The organism is Janibacter sp. LM (assembly GCF_039631275.1).
GTDB lineage: Bacteria > Actinomycetota > Actinomycetes > Actinomycetales > Dermatophilaceae > Janibacter > Janibacter terrae.
The window spans coordinates 59,369-74,901 of the sequence record NZ_JBDIVG010000011.1 but is presented as its reverse complement, the minus strand read 5'-3'; the positions used below and the strand labels follow the sequence as shown (position 1 = coordinate 74,901).

Below are 15,533 nucleotides of genomic sequence, written 5' to 3'. Positions count from 1 at the left end.
TGACGCTTCAACTTTCTGATAGTTCAAGCAACAACGAAAATCGGAGGCACCACCCATGGACATCATCGTCCTCATCGCCCGCATCCTCTTCGCCGCGATCTTCATCGCGTCCGGCATCGGGCACCTGACCCAGAGCGAGGCGATGGCCGGCTACGCCAAGTCCGTGGGTGTCCCCGCGGCCAAGCTCAGCGTCATCGTCTCCGGCGTGCTCATGCTCGTCGGGTCCCTCTCGGTCATCCTCGGCGTGTGGGGCGACCTCGGGTCGCTGATGATCCTCGTGGCCGTCGCGCCGATCGCCTTCCTCATGCACAAGTACTGGACGGCCGAGGGCGAGGCCCGCATGAACGAGCAGGTCCAGTTCAACAAGACCCTCTCGCTCGCCGGTGGTGCGCTCGCGCTCTTCGCCCTCTTCGTGCTGGTCCCCGAGCTCGGCCTCACGGTCACGGGCCCGCTGCTCTGAGCTGAGCCCCGCATGACGTCAGCCCCGGCCGAGTGGCCGGGGCTGACGCATGTCCGGAACGCTGTCGGTGGTCGCACCTAGTGTTGGTTCATGGCGCAGGATGCGGCGGTCCGAGCGGGACTCCTCGACGGAGTCCTCTCAGCGGCGCGTGCGCTCGAGGACACGGGCGAGTCGTGGCCTCTGGCCGATCGAGAGGTCGAGGCGGCGCTCGCCGCGGTCGGTCGAGCGCGGCAGCTCCTGGAGGTCGCCGAGGTCACGCTGGTGCGCGAGGGCGTCGGGCGCGGGCTGCCCGCCGAGTCGTCGTGGTCGCCGGTGGACTGGGTCGCGCGATGCGAAGGGGGGTCCGCCCCGGCCCCCGACGTGCGCCACTCGGCGAGGGTCGTCCGGGTGGCCGAGGCCGGTGACGCCGGTCTGGCGGGTAGCGGAGTGGGGGAGCCACCCGCTGCAGCGGTCGTGGCGGCCTTCGAGGCAGGGGACCTCCCGCTGGCGAAGGCCGACCAGCTGGTGCGCTTTCACACCGCCGTCGCGCCGGTGGCTGATCCCGAGGCGCTGGAGCACGATCTCGCGGCGCTCCTCCACGGGGCGCGCGACGAGGTCCGACCGGCCGGTCCGGACGGGCGTGCCGACGAGCGGGTCCGCGGGCTGACCGAGAAGGAGCTCGGCGCCGCGATCACGTTCGCCGGTCGCATGCTCCGCCCGAGCAAGGAGCTCGAGGACGAGGAACGGGCGGCGCGCGCGGGGCGGACCTTCACCAAGAGCGAGGGGCCTGCTGGTCTGTCGACGTACCGGGTGACGCTGGACAGCGAGGGCGCAGCAGTGGTCGATGCCGCGATCGCTACGCGTTCCGGGCCGGTCACGGGACCGGATGGTCGACGCGACGAGCGAGCGGCCACGCGGCGCCGGGCCGACGCCCTCGTGGAGCTGTTGCGGCAGGCGACCGCTGCACCGGGTGACCGCCCCAGTGGTGACAAGGGGCAGGTGATCGTGACCGTCGATCTGCAGACCCTGCTCGACGGGCTGCGCGGCGGTGGGCTCACCGCCTCCGGGCAGGTGCTGTCGCCGGCCGTGGTGCGCAGGATGGCTTGCGACAGCAGCATCATCCCGGCCGTGCTCGGCACCCGGGGCGAGATCCTCGACCTGGGACGCGCCGCCCGGTGGTTCACCGCGGCGCAGAAGCGGGCGATCTGGTTGCGGGACAAGGGGTGCACCTTCCCGGGGTGCACGCGCCCGCCGCAGTGGTGCGATGCGCACCATGTGCGCTGGTGGTCGCGCGGTGGGGGCAGTGACATCAGCAACGGGGCGCTGCTCTGCGAGTCGCACCACACCTATGTGCACACCCACGACCTGACGGCCACCATCACCGCCACGCACGTGACCTGGCACGTCTAGCGACCTCGCCCCGCACCCGGCCATCCGCGGCCGGGTGCCGAGGTGTGTGTCCATCCGGTGGTTTGCCGACAGTGGAGGGGCCGACGACGAAGGGGGCTGCGCACCGTGGTGCGCAGCCCCCTTCGCAGGGTCGTCCGGGAATCACTCCCAGGACGGGTTGGCGTTCTTCTTCGCCAGGTCCGACATGTGCGTGTCATCCGATGCAGGCGCAGTGGGTGCGGGGGCCTCCTCGGCCTGGTCCTGCGCAGGTGCGGTCTCGTCGACCGTGGCTTCCGCGACCGGGGTCTCCTCGACGGTCTCGCCAACGGGAGCCTCGGCCTGCGGGGCCTCCGGGGTCTCCGGGGCGGCGGCCGGAGCGCTGGTCTCCCACGAGGGAGCTGCGTTCTTGGCGGCGAGGTCGCTGTCGCTGGCGGCCGGGACAGCCGGAGCCGGTGCCTCGGACTTCGGCTCTTCCGCCTTGGGTTCTTCCGCCTTGGGCTCCTCGGCGGGGGCCTCCTCCGCGACGGGCGCGGTGGTCTCGGTGGCCGTGGCCGCAGCCGCCGGGGTCGCCGCCGGACCGCCGGACTCCCACGAGGGAGCTGCGTTCTTGGCGGCGAGGTCGCTGTCGCTGGCGGACGGAGCCGGTGCCTCGGTGGCCTGGACGTCGGGCTCCGTGACCTCTGCCTGCGGCTGCTCGGCCGGAGCCTCAGCCGCTGCGGGCTCGGTCGCCGGTGCCGCTGGAGCGCCGGTCTCCCAGGAGGGGGCGGCGTTCTTGGCTGCGACGGAGTCGTCGGCGGCAGCAGGGGCCGTCGCCGCCGGCTCCTCGGCCGTGGGCTCCTCGGCCGTGGGCTCCTCGGCCGCCGGGGCAGCGGCGCCGGTCTCCCATGACGGGGCGGCGTTCTTGGCGGCTGCCGAGCCGGTCTCCCACGAAGGGGCGGCGTTCTTGTCGGCGGCGGTGGCCTCGGCCTTGGGCTCCTCGGCCGTGGACTCCTCGGCCGCCGGGGCAGTGGCGCCGGTCTCCCATGAGGGCGCTGCGTTCTTGGCGGCTGCCGAGCCGGTCTCCCACGAAGGGGCGGCGTTCTTGTCGGCGGCGGTGGCCTCGGCCTTGGGCTCCTCGGCCGTGGACTCCTCGGCCGCCGGGGCAGTGGCGCCGGTCTCCCATGAGGGCGCTGCGTTCTTGGCGGCTGCCGAGCCGGTCTCCCACGAAGGGGCGGCGTTCTTGTCGGCGGCGGTGGCCTCGGCCTTGGGCTCCTCGGCCGTGGACTCCTCGGCCGCCGGGGCAGTGGCGCCGGTCTCCCATGAGGGCGCTGCGTTCTTGGCGGCTGCCGAGCCGGTCTCCCACGAAGGGGCGGCGTTCTTGTCGGCGGCGGTGGCCTCGGCCTTGGGCTCCTCGGCCTTGGGCTCCTCGGCCTTGGGCTCCTCGGCCGCAGGGGCAGCGGCGCCGGTCTCCCATGAGGGCGCGGCGTTCTTGGCGGCTGGCGAGCCGGTCTCCCACGAGGGGGCGGCGTTCTTGCCGGCCACGGTCTCGTTGCCCCTGACCGCCTTCGGGTCCTCGCCGGCCTCCTCGACCGCCTCGGCGGTCTGGGCCGTCTCGGCCTCGCTCGGGGCCTGCGGGGTCGCCCCCTTCGCGTCCTGGCCCTCGGCCGGAGCCGGGACGGCGGTCTTGGGCTCGGCCTCGGCCTGCTCCTGCGCCTCGGTCGTGCCGGACTTGGCCTGGGCCGGGGTGGCCTCCTTGATGGACGCCAGCAGCATCTGCGCGACGTCGACGACCTCGATGTCCTCGGACGCGCCCTCCGACTGCTTGGCCGTCAGGCCGTCGCTGAGCATCACGCGGCAGAAGGGGCAGCCGACGGCGATCCGGTCGGCGCCGGTCGCGATCGCTTCCTCGGTGCGGTTGAGGTTGATGCGCGAGCCGAGCTGCTCCTCCATCCACATGCGGGCACCGCCGGCGCCGCAGCAGAAGGACTTCTCCTTGGAACGCTCCATCTCCTTGAGCTCGACACCCGGCAGGGCGGAGATGAGCTCACGCGGCGGCGCGTAGACGTTGTTGTGGCGACCGAGGTAGCACGGGTCGTGGTAGGTCACCGACGGCGCCGACGAGGCGACGTCCTTCAGGCTCGACTTGCGCGGGCCCTCGGGGCGGTTCACCGGCACGATCTTCTTCTCGCGGACGAGGCGGTTGAGCAGCTGCGTGTGGTGCAGCACCTCGTACTTGCCGCCGAGCTGCGGGTACTCGTTCTTGATCGTGTTGAAGCAGTGGGCGCAGGTGACGACGATCTTCGTCGCGCCGACCTCGTTGAGCGTCTCGACGTTCTGCTCCGCGAGCATCTGGAAGAGCACCTCGTTGCCGGCGCGGCGAGCGGAGTCGCCCGTGCAGGTCTCGCCGTTGCCGAGGACCGCGAAGTCCACGCCGGCGTGGTCGAAGAGCTCGGCCACCGCACGCGTCGTCTTCTTGGCCCGGTCCTCGTAGGCGCCGGCGCAGCCGACCCAGAAGAGGTAGTCGACCTCGTCGGCGGACTCGACGTCCTCGCCGAGCACCTTGACGGCGAAGGGGAGGTCCTTCGCCCAGTCCAGGCGCGCCTTGGCGCCCATGCCCCACGGGTTGCCCTTGGACTCGAGCTTCTTGAACAGGCCTCCGAGCTCGCTCGGGAAGGCCGACTCGATGAGGTTCTGGTAGCGCCGCATGTCGACGATGTGGTCGACGTGCTCGATGTCGACAGGGCACTGCTCGACGCAGGCGCCGCAGGTGGTGCAGGACCACAGGACGTCCTCGTCGATGACGGCGTCCGGGCCGTGCGGGTTGTACGCCGACAGCGGGTGGTCGACGTCGTAGCCGGTCTGGCCGACGAGGGCCATCTCGGCCCAGTTGATCGCGTCGGGCTCGGCGGTGGCGACGGACCCGTCGGTCTGCCTCGGGGCGCCGGCCAGCGCGACCGCGCCGTGGGCGGTCTGCGATCGGGCGCCACCCGAGGAGGAGAGGACGCCCGAGGTGCCGTTGGCGGCGGCCAGGTACGGCGCCTTGGCGTGCGCGTGGTCGCGCAGCGTCATCATCAGCAGCTTGGGGGAGAGGGGCTTCTCGGTGTTCCACGCCGGGCACTGGCTCTGGCAGCGCCCGCACTCGGTGCAGGTGGAGAAGTCCAGCAGGCCCTTCCAGGTGAAGTCCTCGACCTTGCCCACGCCGAGGGTGGTCTCCTCCTCCATCTCCTCCATGACCTCCATGGAGAAGGGCTTGCCCTCGACCAGCATCGGCTGCAGCTCACCGAGCGAGGTGCGGCCATCGGCGTGGCGCTTGAAGTAGATGTTGAAGAACGCGAGGAAGCGGTGCCACGCGACGCCCATCGTCGGGTTGATCGAGATGGTGATCATCCACGCGTACGAGATGAGCAGCTTGATGAGCGCGACGACGACGATGCCGGCCTCGAGGGCGCCGACGGACATCCCCGAGAAGAGTGACCCGAGCCACCCGGTGAGCGGGAAGTGCAGCAGCGACGCGTGGTCGGTCTCGCCGGTGTTGAGCAGCAGCGCCCGCTCGAGGCCGCGCAGCAGCGCGATGCAGATGCCGACGCCGAGGATCGTCAGCTCGACGTAGTAGGCCTGCCAGAACGTCGAGCCGAAGAAGCGAGACCTGCGACCGTCCTCACCGTCGGCGGAGCGCGGGTGGTTCTTCTGCCGGATGACCATCAGCATGACGATCGTGACGATGCCCGTCACGGCGAAGAGCTCGGTGATCCACTCGTAGAGGAAGAACGAGCCGATGAGGGGCAGCACGAAGTGCGGGTCGAAGAGCTGGACCGTCGCCTGGACGAGCGTCAGGAAGAGCACGCCGAAGGAGATCATCGTGACCCAGTGGGCGATCGCCACGACGGGCAGCCGCGCCATGCGGGTGTGGCCGAGGAACTCCCGGAGCAGGGTCGCCGTGCGTGTGGCCGGCTGGTTCGTCCGCTCCTTGGCAGGAGTCGGCGCTCCGAGCTTGAAGACGGACAAGAAGTGCTTGACGGCTCGAGCGAGCAGGCCCCATCCGACGATGGTGACCCCGACCCCGAGGATGATCGCGACGATCTGGAGGGCAGACATGGGGGGAGTCTAGGTCGCGCGCGGTCCGCAAAAGCCTCGAGGTCGTGCGGCCCTCGTCACCTCGCGCGGCCCCGGCTCGGAGGCGGGAAGGGGGCGCACCCCCTTCCTGAGACCCCCTTGCGACCATGGATAACGCGATGTTGGAATATCCATAACACCTCGTTCGTTTTTATGGACGAGCAGCCGCGGTCACCGCGGCTCACTGACCATCCGATGGAAGGACCCGCGTTGCCCATCTACGAAGACGCCACCAAGCTCGTCGGCCGGACCCCCCTGGTGCGGATCAACCGCATCATCGAGTCCGAGGCCACCGTCGCCGCGAAGCTCGAGTTCTACAACCCGGCCAGCTCGGTCAAGGACCGCATCGGCGCCGCGATCATCGACGCGGCCGAGGCCTCCGGCGAGCTCAAGCCCGGCGGCACGATCGTCGAGGCGACGTCCGGCAACACGGGCATCGCCCTGGCGATGGTCGGCGCGGCGCGCGGCTACAAGGTCGTCCTGGCCATGCCCGAGACGATGTCCAAGGAGCGCCGCGCGCTCCTGCGCGCCTACGGTGCCGAGCTCGTCCTCACCGAGGGCCCCAAGGGCATGAAGGGCGCGGTGGAGAAGGCCGAGGAGATCGCCGCCGAGCGCGGCGCGGTCCAGGCCCGCCAGTTCGCCAACGCGGCCAACCCCGCCATCCACGAGAAGACGACAGGCCCGGAGATCTGGGAGGACACCGACGGTGAGGTCGACATCCTCATCTCCGGCATCGGCACGGGCGGCACCATCACCGGCGCGGGCCGCTACCTGCGCTCGAAGAAGTCCGACGTCGAGATCATCGCCGTCGAGCCGGCCGAGTCCGCGATCCTCAACGGTGGCGCCCCCGGCCCGCACAAGATCCAGGGCCTCGGCGCCAACTTCGTCCCGGAGATCCTCGACACCGAGATCTACAACGAGGTCATCGACATCGACGCGCCCACCGCGATCGACTGGGCGCGCAAGGCGGCCACCGACGAGGGCCTGCTCGTCGGCATCTCCTCCGGTGCCGCCCTCGCGGCCGCCGACCAGGTGGCCCGCCGCCCGGAGAACGCCGGCAAGACGATCGTCGTCATCATCCCGAGCTTCGGCGAGCGCTACCTCTCCACCCCGCTCTTCGAGGGTCTCGTCGACTGACCGTGGACGCCCACCTGCCGATCCGCGCCACGATCCGTGAGGATCTCGTCGCGGCCATGGAGCGCGACCCCGCCGCGACCTCGCGGTGGGTCGTGCTCCTCACCTCTGCCGGTCTGCACGCGATCTGGTTGCACCGCCTCGCCCACCGCTGGTGGCTGCGACCCGGCTGGAAGTGGCCCGCCCGGCTCCTCGCCTACGTGTCGCGATCGGTGACCGGGATCGAGATCCACCCGGGTGCGCACATCGGTCGACGCTTCTTCATCGACCACGGGATGGGTGTCGTCATCGGCGAGACCGCGATCGTCGGTGACGACGTCATGCTCTTCCACGGGGTGACCCTGGGCGGCACGTCCGGCCAGCGGGTCAAGCGCCACCCGACGCTCGGCGACAAGGTCATGGTCGGCGCCGGCGCGAAGATCCTCGGTGACATCCACGTCGGCAGCAACGTCAAGGTCGGCGCCAACTCGGTGGTCGTCAAGGACGTCCCGACCGGGGCCGTCGCGACGGGCATCCCGGCGCAGTACCGCTTCCCCCAGCTGGAGGCCGGCGGGCCGAGCGCCGAGGAGCTGTTCTACGCGGACCCGGCGATCTTCATCTGATCCTCCGCAGCACGACGAAGGGGGGATCGCACCCGGCCGGTGCGATCCCCCCTTCGTCATGCCCGGACGTGCGTCAGGACGGCGTCGGCCCCTCGCCGAGCGGGTAGGTCGACGGGCCCTCGAGGTTGCTCGCGACATCACGGTGGGGGTCGCCGGTGATCTTGGCCGCGCCCTCGCGCATCTTGTCGCCAGCGACCGAGGCCGCGGAGCTCACGGCGTCGAGGGCCGCGGGGGCGGCCTTGGTCCTGGCGGTGTGCTTGGCGGTGGCCACCTGGCTCTGCACGGGCCGCGACTGCCACGCCCTGCTCGCCCCGGCGCGGATCTGCTCGTACCGCTCCCGGCCGGCGCGAGCACCGAGCACGTATCCGACGGCGGCTCCCAGGAGGAAGGAGATCTTCGACATCTAACGTCCTTTCGATCTGTTGGTCGGCTTCACCACCGACACTACCCACTGGGCCCATGGCCTACCGTGGTCTCGCTCGCCGGGGTCCCCGGCGGCTGGAGGGCTCGCATAGTGGCCTAGTGCGGCGGTCTTGAAAACCGCTATGGCGGCAACGTCATCGTGGGTTCGAATCCCACGCCCTCCGCGCGCTCGGCTCACGCGGGGACGTCCACGTCTGCGCGATGGGGTGAGGAGGCCGGGGCTAGGCTGCGCGCGTGAGCGCCCGACCCGTCCTCGTCGTCCTCAACGGACCCAACCTCAACCTGCTGGGCGAGCGGGAGCCGGAGATCTACGGCTCGCAGACGCTCGCCGACGTCGAGGCCCTGTGCCGCGCGCGCTGCGAGGAGCTGGGCTGGGAGCTCGACTTCCGGCAGACCAACCACGAGGGCGTGCTCATCGACGCGATCCAGGAGGTCCGGCGCTCGTGCACCGGGCTCGTGCTCAACGCTGCCGGCTGGACGCACACGTCGGTCGCGATCCGGGACGCGCTCGCCGCGGTCGTGGCCCCGGTCATCGAGGTGCACATCTCCGACGTCCACGCGCGCGAGGAGTTCCGCCGCCACTCCTACATCAGCGACGTGGCCGACGAGGTCATCGTCGGGCGGGGCGTCCAGGGGTACGTGGACGCCGTCGACGCGGTGGTCCGGCACCGCTCCTGAGACCCTTCGTGCAGATGCCCTGTGGCCGAGGACATGCTCCTGCGCTCTTTTGCTGGTAGCGTCCATGTCGTAGTTGCACAACAGAACTTCTCGCACGATGCATTTGGGTGCGGCCGCCAGCCGGACCCACAGTATTACCAGAGGCGTGTACCTCTGCCGAGGGGAGCTTTGCAGCTGGCACAAGGTACCGCGACCTGCGGGACCGGATTGTTCAACAGGAAAGAAGTTTCACCTCATGGCACAGGGCACCGTTAAGTGGTTCAACGCTGAGAAGGGCTTTGGCTTCATCGCCCAGGACGGCGGAGGCCCCGACGTGTTCGTTCACTACTCCGCGATCGACACGACCGGCTACCGGTCGCTCGACGAGGCGCAGCGCGTCGAGTTCGAGATCACCCAGGGCCCCAAGGGCCCGCAGGCCGAGCGCGTTCACCCCGTCTGATCGACGCGATGACGCACGACCTGATGCGGTGACAACACCGCTTCGTCGAAGGGCCCTCACCGGATGGTGGGGGCCCTTCGCACGTCGGGGCCGCTATCGTGGCGCTGCGATGAGCACCGACGGACACGGCCCCCACCCCACCCGCGCGCAGGTGCGCCGGGCACGCCAGGCTCGTCGGGCAACCTTCCGCCGCAGGGGGCTCGTCGCCTCGGGAGCGGTCGGCGCACTGGTGGCGGCCGGTGGCCTCACGGTCGGCCTGCAGCTGAACAACAACATCACCCGGGTCGACATCGCCAAGGGGTCCGCGCAGCGGCCCGCCGACGTCGACAGCGCGATCAACCTGCTCGTCATCGGCTCGGACACGCGCGAGGGCCTCGGGACGACCGAGTACGGGGTCGGGACCGCCGAGGGTGGCCCCCGCTCCGACACCAACCTCCTCGTGCACATCTCCGCGGACCGCTCGTCCGCATACGTCATCTCGATCCCGCGCGACTCGATGACCAAGGCGCCCACGGATTGCGACGACCCCGCATCGACCGTCGCCGACGGCGAGGTCCGCCGGTGGAACGACAACTTCAACCAGGGCGGACCGGCGTGCACGGTCAAGACCCTCGAGGGACTCACCGGGATCTACGTCGACCACGTCGCGGTCATCGACTTCAGCGGCTTCCAGTCGATGGTCGACGGACTCGGCGGCGTCGAGGTCTGCCTGCCGGAGGCGGTGGACGACCCCGACGCCCAGATCCATCTCGAGGCCGGCCGCCAGCGCCTGGAGGGCAAGGAGGCGCTGGGCTACGTGCGCATGCGCAAGTCCCTCGGCGACGGCTCCGACCTGCAGCGCATCAAGCGGCAGCAGGCCTTCATGTCCTCGATGGCCCAGGAGGCCACCGACACCTCGCTGCTGCTGCGCCCCGACCGTCTCTACAGGTTCCTGAATGCCGCGACCCGGTCCATGACCGCAGACGACCGCCTCGGGCTTTCCCGCCTCACGTCCATCGCGACCAGCCTCAAGGACCTCGGCACCGACGAGCTCGTCTTCGTCACCGTGCCCACCGAGCCGTACCCCGCCGATCCCAACCGGGTGCAGTGGCGCGAGGAGGCCTCGGACGAGCTGTGGGCCGCGGTCCGCGACGACACCCCCCTGCCGGGCGCCGAGAAGAGGACGACGAAGCAGCGTCCGCTCACGGTCCCCCCTTCGTCCGTGGCCGTGAGCGTCGTCAACGACACCGGGGCGTCCGGGCTGGCCCGGCAGGAGGTCGCCGCGCTCGAGGTGCAGGGCTTCACCGCGACCGTCGCGGACCTCGCCCCGACGTCCGGGACGACGGGCGTCCTCGTCCGCCACGCGAAGGGGGACACGGAGTCCGCGCGCACCGTCGCCGCCGCGTACCCGGGCGCCAAGCTCAAGGTGGAGCCCGGGCAGCAGCGCGGCAGCGTCCAGGTGGTCCTCGGGGCCGGCTCCGGCCACGCCCGCGAGGTCCCGAACCGCCTCGGCGACGCACCGATCCCGGAGGCGACCGTCCGCGCGCCGGCCGCCCCGACCGCCGTCGAGACCCGGGCGGCGTCCGAGGACATCTGCGCCTGAACCGGGACCCGAGTTGGAGGCCCGACCGCCCGGCAGATACTCTGTCCGGGTTGTCTGGAGGCGTCGCCTAGTCCGGTCTATGGCGCCGCACTGCTAATGCGGTTTGGGCTAACCGCCCATCGAGGGTTCAAATCCCTCCGCCTCCGCAGCAGACGCAGCCCCCGGGCCCATCGGCGCGGGGGCTGCGTCGTCCCCTGACCCTCAGCCTGCGGGCAGCGAGACGGTGAAGACCGTCCGGCCCGGGCGGGACTCGACCTCGACCGACCCACCGTGGGCGCGGGTCACCGCCCGCACGATCGACAGCCCCAGCCCGGTGCTCCCGGACGCCCGCTGGCGCGAGTCGTCGCCCCGGGTGAACCGCTCGAAGACGTCGGGGCGCAGGTCCTCCGGGATCCCGGGTCCGTCGTCGGCGATCGCGACGAGCACGCGGTCCCCCTCACGGCGAAGGGAGGTCCGCACCGTCGTCCCCTGCGGCGTGTGGGTGCGCGCGTTGGCGAGCAGGTTGGCGAGGACCTGGTGGAGCCGGTCCCGGTCACCGACGATCTCCACCGGCTCCGACGGCAGGTCGAGCTCCCAGCGGTGTGCTGGGGAGGCCGCGCGCGCGTCCCCGGTGACGTCGAGCGCGAGCATCGTCAGGTCGACGCTCTCGCGCTCCAGCGGCCGCCCGGTGTCGAGGCGGGCGAGGAGCAGCAGGTCCTCGACGAGCGCCTGCATGCGCAGCGCCTCCGACTCGACCCGCGACAGCGCGTGGACCACGCCCTCGGGGACCGGTTCGGGCTCCCGCCGCGAGAGCTCGGCATAGCCGCGGATGGAGGCCAGCGGGGTGCGGAGCTCGTGGCTCGCGTCGGCGACGAACTGGCGGGCCCGCGTCTCCGACTCCTGCCGGGCGCGCAGCGCACCGTCGACGTTGTCGAGCATGGAGTTGAGCGCCAGCCCGACCTGCCCGACCTCGGTGCGGGGGTCGACGTCGGGGACGCGCTCGGCGAGCGAGACGTCGCCCGCGTCGAGCTCGAGCTCGGAGACCCGCCGGGCGGTGCCGGCGACCCGGTCGAGGGGCTGGAGGTTGCGGCGCACGAGGTAGGTGCCGCCGACCCACACGCCGACGAGCCCGATGAGGCTCGAGCCGGCGACCATGAGCACCATCGCGCGGACCGTCGTGTCGATGGGTCCGACGGGCACACCCGTGACCGCGGTCCACCCGTCGCGCGTACGCACGGACACGAGACGGTAGGGGCCGATGTCGCCGCCGAGGTCCACGGTGCTCGGCCGCGCCCCGAGGTCGGCGGCGTTGAGCCGGGCCACCTGCTCGGCGTCGAGCGAGTCGTTGGCCCCGCGCGTGTTGACGGCGTAGTTGAGCTCGTCACCGCGCTCGTCGACGACGACGGCGCCGTCCCGCAGGACGAGGTGCAGCACCGCGTTTCCGCTGCCTGCGGGGGGCCCGCCGCTGGGTCCGGTGGGCAGCGGCGGTTGTGTCCCGTCGATCGCCCCGACGAGGCGTCCCGACGCGTCGCGCAGGTCCTGGTCGACCTGCTGGGTGAGGTACTGGCGGGCCGCGAGGCCCGTGAGGGCCCCGGTGAGGGCGGTGACCGCGAGGAAGAGCAGGAGGACCGAGGCGACGAGCTTGGCCCGCAGCGTCCAGCCGGAAGGGTGGCGCAGCGCCTCGAGCGGAAGGGGCGTCACGACGCCGGCTTGATGACGTAGCCCGCGCCGCGCTTGGTGTGGATCATCGGCGCACGCCCGGCGTCGACCTTCTTGCGCAGGTAGGAGATGTACAGCTCGACGACGTTGGCCTGCCCGCCGAAGTCGTAGTCCCACACGCGGTCGAGGATCTGTGCCTTGGACAGCACCCGCCGAGGGTTGCGCATGAGGTAGCGCAGCAGTTCGAACTCGGTCGCCGTCAGCTCGATCTCGGCACCGCCGCGCACGACCTCGCGGCTGTCCTCGTCGAGGGTGAGGTCACCGACGACGAGCAGGGACGAGCCCTCGTCGGTGCTCACGGCCGTGCGGCGCATGAGGGCCCGGAGGCGGGCGACGACCTCCTCGAGGGAGAAGGGCTTGGTCACGTAGTCGTCCCCACCCGCGGTGAGCCCGGCGATGCGGTCCTCGACGGAGTCGCGGGCCGTGAGGAAGAGGACCGGCACCTCGGGCTCGTCGGCGCGCATGCGCCGCAGGACCTCCATGCCGTCGAAGTCCGGGAGCATCATGTCGAGCACGACCGCGTCCGGCCCGAAGTCGCGGGCCGCGCGGACCGCCTCGGTGCCGCTGCCCGCGGTCCGCACGTCCCACCCTTCGTACCGCAGAGCCATGGCGATGAGCTCGGTGAGGTTGACCTCGTCGTCGACGACGAGCACCCGGACGGGTGAGCCGTCGGGTCGGGTGAGCGAGGGCGCGGTCCGGGCGGTCATGGACCCATCCAACCGGGCTCGACCACACGCCCGCCATGCGTCCGCTGTGCATCTGCTGTGGACGAAGGGGGCCAGCAGCGCGCCGTGTGGCGCCGATTTCGCTGCTCGGCAGCGAGCAGGTACTCTCTTCACTTGTCGCCGAGCACAGCCCGGCGGAGAGCGCCCGTAGCTCAACGGATAGAGCATCTGACTACGGATCAGAAGGTTAGGGGTTCGAATCCCTTCGGGCGCACTCTGTGTTGAGACAGACGGAACAGGCCCTGCCAGCGGAAACGCGGCAGGGCCTGACTCGTTTCCGGTCCCCGGTGCACGACGAGGCCCCGCCCCCCTTCGTCAGGGGAGCGGGGCCTCGTCGGTGCGTGGGGCGGATCAGCCCTGGGCGTTGTCCAGGTCGGAGGCCACGCGACGGTGGGCCTCCCAGATCTCCTCCGGCAGGCGCTCGAAGGCCTTGAGGTGCGCCTCGCGGAAGCCCATCTCCTGCTGCCAGCGCGGCACGTCGATGTCGAGGATGCGGTCGAGGTCCTCCTGCGGCAGGTCGAGGCCGAGCAGCTCGAGCTCGTCCTGCGTCGGGAGGATGCCGACCGGCGTCTGGCGACCCTTGACCTCGCCGTCCTTGAGAGCCATGAGCCACAGGAGCGGACGCAGGTTCTCCCGGTAGCCGGGCCACAGGTAGTGACCGTCCTCCGGGTCCTTCTGGAACCAGTTGACGTGCGCGAAGAGCGGCTGGTTCTTGGCGGCACCGACGATGTCGAGGTAGTGGCGCGCGTAGTCGCCCTCGCCGTAGGCCATGAAGGGCCGGTTGGACATCGGGTCGTAGCGCAGCTGGCCCTCGACGCCCTCGGCCGCGGCCGTGGCCTCGGCACCCAGCGTCAGGCCGTCGTACACGCCCTCGGCGAGGTCGGTGATCGCGCGGATCAGCGGCTCGCGGTCACGCGTGCGACCACCGAAGATGATGGCGTCGATCTCGACGCCCTCGGGCTCGTCGAAGTCAGGCGCGGCGTTCGGGACATTGGCCAGCGTCGTCGTGAAGCGGCTGTTGGGGTGCGCCCACGGCGAGGTGTCGCCCGGCTCGCGGTCGGAGATCGCCTCGCCCTTCCAGTCCAGCCACCCGTCGACGTCGGCCGGCGGCTCGGGCGTGCGGCCCTCCCACCAGACCTCCTCGGTCTTCGGGTTGTACGCGATGTTGGTGAAGATGACCTTCGTGCCCGGGTCGACCGAGTGCAGCGCGGTCGGGTTGGTCGTCTCGTTGGTGTCCTTGGCGACACCGAAGACGCCGTACTCCGGGTTCATGCCCATGAGCTTGCCGGTCTGCTCGTCGACCCACAGCCACGCGATGTCGTCGCCGTAGAAGTCGACCTGGTAGCGGTCCCCGAGTGCGTCCGGGGGCAGCATCATCGCCAGGTTGGTCTTGCCCGAGGCGCTCGGGAAGCCACCGGTGATGTGGTAGCGCTTGCCGGTCTGCTTGTCGGAGATGCCGATGAGCATGTACTGCTCGGCGAGGAACTTCTTCGTCGCCCACCCGTCGTACGCGCCCTGGCGCAGCCCGTGGGCGATCTTGCCCAGGAGCGCGTTGCCGCCGTACGAGGAGCCGAAGTGCAGGATCGTGCGCTCGTCGGCGACGGTCACGAAGTAGCGCTTGTCGTCGGGCGTGCCCTGGCCGAGGTTCTCGAGGTCGCCGGTGACGTGGACGGCGCGGACGAAGTCGTCCTGGACCGGCAGGTCGTTGACGTGCTCGAGGCCGACCCGCGACATGCGGATCATGTGGAGCACGACGGGGCGGGAGTCGGTGAGCTCGACACCGGTGGCCCACTGCGCGAGCACGTTGCCCTTGGGGGACATGAGGTAGGGCAGGACGTACATCGTCTTGCCCTTGGACTGGCCGCGCATGAGCTCGGTCAGCTTCGCCTTCATCTCCGAGGCGGGACGCCAGTTGTTGTAGACGCCCTTGTCCTTCTCGTCGTTCGTCGCGACGATCGTCCGCTCCTCGGAGCGGGCGGTGTCCTTGGAGTAGGAGCGGGAGTAGTAGCGGCCCTCGCCTGCGGGGAGCAGCTCGCCGGCCTCGACGGCCTCGGCGATGAGCCGGTCGTCGTCGGCGGCGCTGACCACCTCGATCCTGTCCGGCTGGGTGATCTCGGCCCAGTGCTTCACGTACTCGCGAACGGCCTCGTTGGTGAGACCTGACGCGTCAAGCGCGGCGTCGACGTCGACCATGCTGTGTTTCCCTCTCACGTGCTCTGGTGTTCGGGCGGTCCCTCGCGGGTTCTCCCGGTTGCGGGCAGGTTACCGCCCTGTGACCGGGCAGAGGGGGAGGGCCTGCGGGGCGGGGGGTGATCTCACGCACGCCCCCGAC

Annotated in this window: 12 protein-coding genes and 3 tRNA genes; 10 read left to right on the top strand and 5 right to left on the bottom strand. The window is 70.9% G+C overall.

Translation table 11 applies throughout. The features are described from left to right. The first annotated feature begins 55 nt into the window (after window positions 1–55). Together ABC138_RS07395 and ABC138_RS07390 are read left to right on the top strand one after the other, a co-directional pair. Window positions 56–460 carry a DoxX family protein gene (locus ABC138_RS07395; protein ID WP_068328981.1) on the top strand — a complete coding sequence of 135 codons (405 nt, stop codon included), beginning with the start codon at window positions 56–58 and terminating at the stop codon, window positions 458–460. A gap of 90 nt (window positions 461–550) precedes the next feature. After that, window positions 551–1,849, top strand: coding sequence for a DUF222 domain-containing protein (locus ABC138_RS07390; RefSeq protein WP_345913135.1), 1,299 nt, complete (start codon window positions 551–553; stop codon window positions 1,847–1,849). Between the two features lie 141 nt (window positions 1,850–1,990). Here ABC138_RS07390 and ABC138_RS07385 read toward each other — a convergent pair whose 3' ends face one another. Further along, on the bottom strand, window positions 1,991–5,902 hold the full coding sequence (locus tag ABC138_RS07385; protein ID WP_345913134.1) for a heterodisulfide reductase-related iron-sulfur binding cluster: 3,912 nt from the start codon (window positions 5,900–5,902) through the stop codon (window positions 1,991–1,993). 228 nt (window positions 5,903–6,130) lie between these two features. Here ABC138_RS07385 and cysK point away from each other — a divergent pair, with 228 nt between their 5' ends. Next, complete coding sequence (gene cysK / locus ABC138_RS07380; protein WP_068329422.1) at window positions 6,131–7,057, top strand: cysteine synthase A; 927 nt, start codon at window positions 6,131–6,133, stop codon at window positions 7,055–7,057. A gap of 2 nt (window positions 7,058–7,059) precedes the next feature. Next, entirely contained in the window at window positions 7,060–7,656 is a 597-nt protein-coding gene (cysE, locus tag ABC138_RS07375) for a serine O-acetyltransferase (RefSeq protein ID WP_068424260.1), read from the top strand. 73 nt (window positions 7,657–7,729) lie between these two features. Here cysE and ABC138_RS07370 read toward each other — a convergent pair whose 3' ends face one another. Next, the gene (locus tag ABC138_RS07370) at window positions 7,730–8,059 is read right to left on the bottom strand and encodes a hypothetical protein (RefSeq protein ID WP_082817179.1); all 330 of its coding nucleotides are present in this window, start codon (window positions 8,057–8,059) and stop codon (window positions 7,730–7,732) included. A 97-nt stretch (window positions 8,060–8,156) separates the two neighbouring features. Between ABC138_RS07370 and ABC138_RS07365 the strand changes: the two genes are divergently transcribed. The 5 genes from ABC138_RS07365 (at window position 8,157) to ABC138_RS07345 (ending at window position 10,924) form a co-directional block, all read left to right on the top strand. Beyond that, a tRNA-Ser gene (locus tag ABC138_RS07365) sits at window positions 8,157–8,243 on the top strand. A 70-nt stretch (window positions 8,244–8,313) separates the two neighbouring features. Then, window positions 8,314–8,757: a type II 3-dehydroquinate dehydratase gene (gene aroQ / locus ABC138_RS07360; protein ID WP_068329430.1), complete on the top strand. Its 444-nt coding sequence runs from the start codon at window positions 8,314–8,316 to the stop codon at window positions 8,755–8,757. Between the two features lie 235 nt (window positions 8,758–8,992). Next, window positions 8,993–9,196 (top strand): cold-shock protein, encoded by a 204-nt coding sequence (locus tag ABC138_RS07355; RefSeq protein WP_068329438.1) that lies wholly within the window; start codon window positions 8,993–8,995, stop codon window positions 9,194–9,196. A 109-nt stretch (window positions 9,197–9,305) separates the two neighbouring features. Beyond that, window positions 9,306–10,778, top strand: a complete 1,473-nt coding sequence (locus tag ABC138_RS07350; RefSeq protein ID WP_082807777.1) for an LCP family protein — start codon at window positions 9,306–9,308, stop codon at window positions 10,776–10,778. A 56-nt stretch (window positions 10,779–10,834) separates the two neighbouring features. Beyond that, window positions 10,835–10,924, top strand: a tRNA-Ser gene (locus ABC138_RS07345). A 55-nt stretch (window positions 10,925–10,979) separates the two neighbouring features. On the opposite strand, the gene ABC138_RS07340 is transcribed toward ABC138_RS07345, so the two are convergent. Further along, window positions 10,980–12,458 carry a HAMP domain-containing sensor histidine kinase gene (locus ABC138_RS07340; protein WP_345913133.1) on the bottom strand — a complete coding sequence of 493 codons (1,479 nt, stop codon included), beginning with the start codon at window positions 12,456–12,458 and terminating at the stop codon, window positions 10,980–10,982. Then, window positions 12,455–13,183, bottom strand: a complete 729-nt coding sequence (locus tag ABC138_RS07335; RefSeq protein ID WP_068329444.1) for a response regulator transcription factor — start codon at window positions 13,181–13,183, stop codon at window positions 12,455–12,457. The genes ABC138_RS07340 and ABC138_RS07335 overlap by 4 nt, the downstream gene beginning before the upstream one ends. Window positions 13,184–13,342: 159 nt before the next feature. On the opposite strand from ABC138_RS07335, the gene ABC138_RS07330 reads away from it, so the two are divergent. Next, a tRNA-Arg gene (locus ABC138_RS07330) sits at window positions 13,343–13,415 on the top strand. Window positions 13,416–13,552: 137 nt separating this feature from the next. Here the strand turns inward: ABC138_RS07330 and ABC138_RS07325 are convergent. Next, window positions 13,553–15,394: a phosphoenolpyruvate carboxykinase (GTP) gene (locus ABC138_RS07325; protein WP_068329487.1), complete on the bottom strand. Its 1,842-nt coding sequence runs from the start codon at window positions 15,392–15,394 to the stop codon at window positions 13,553–13,555. Between the last annotated feature and the right edge of the window lie 139 nt (window positions 15,395–15,533).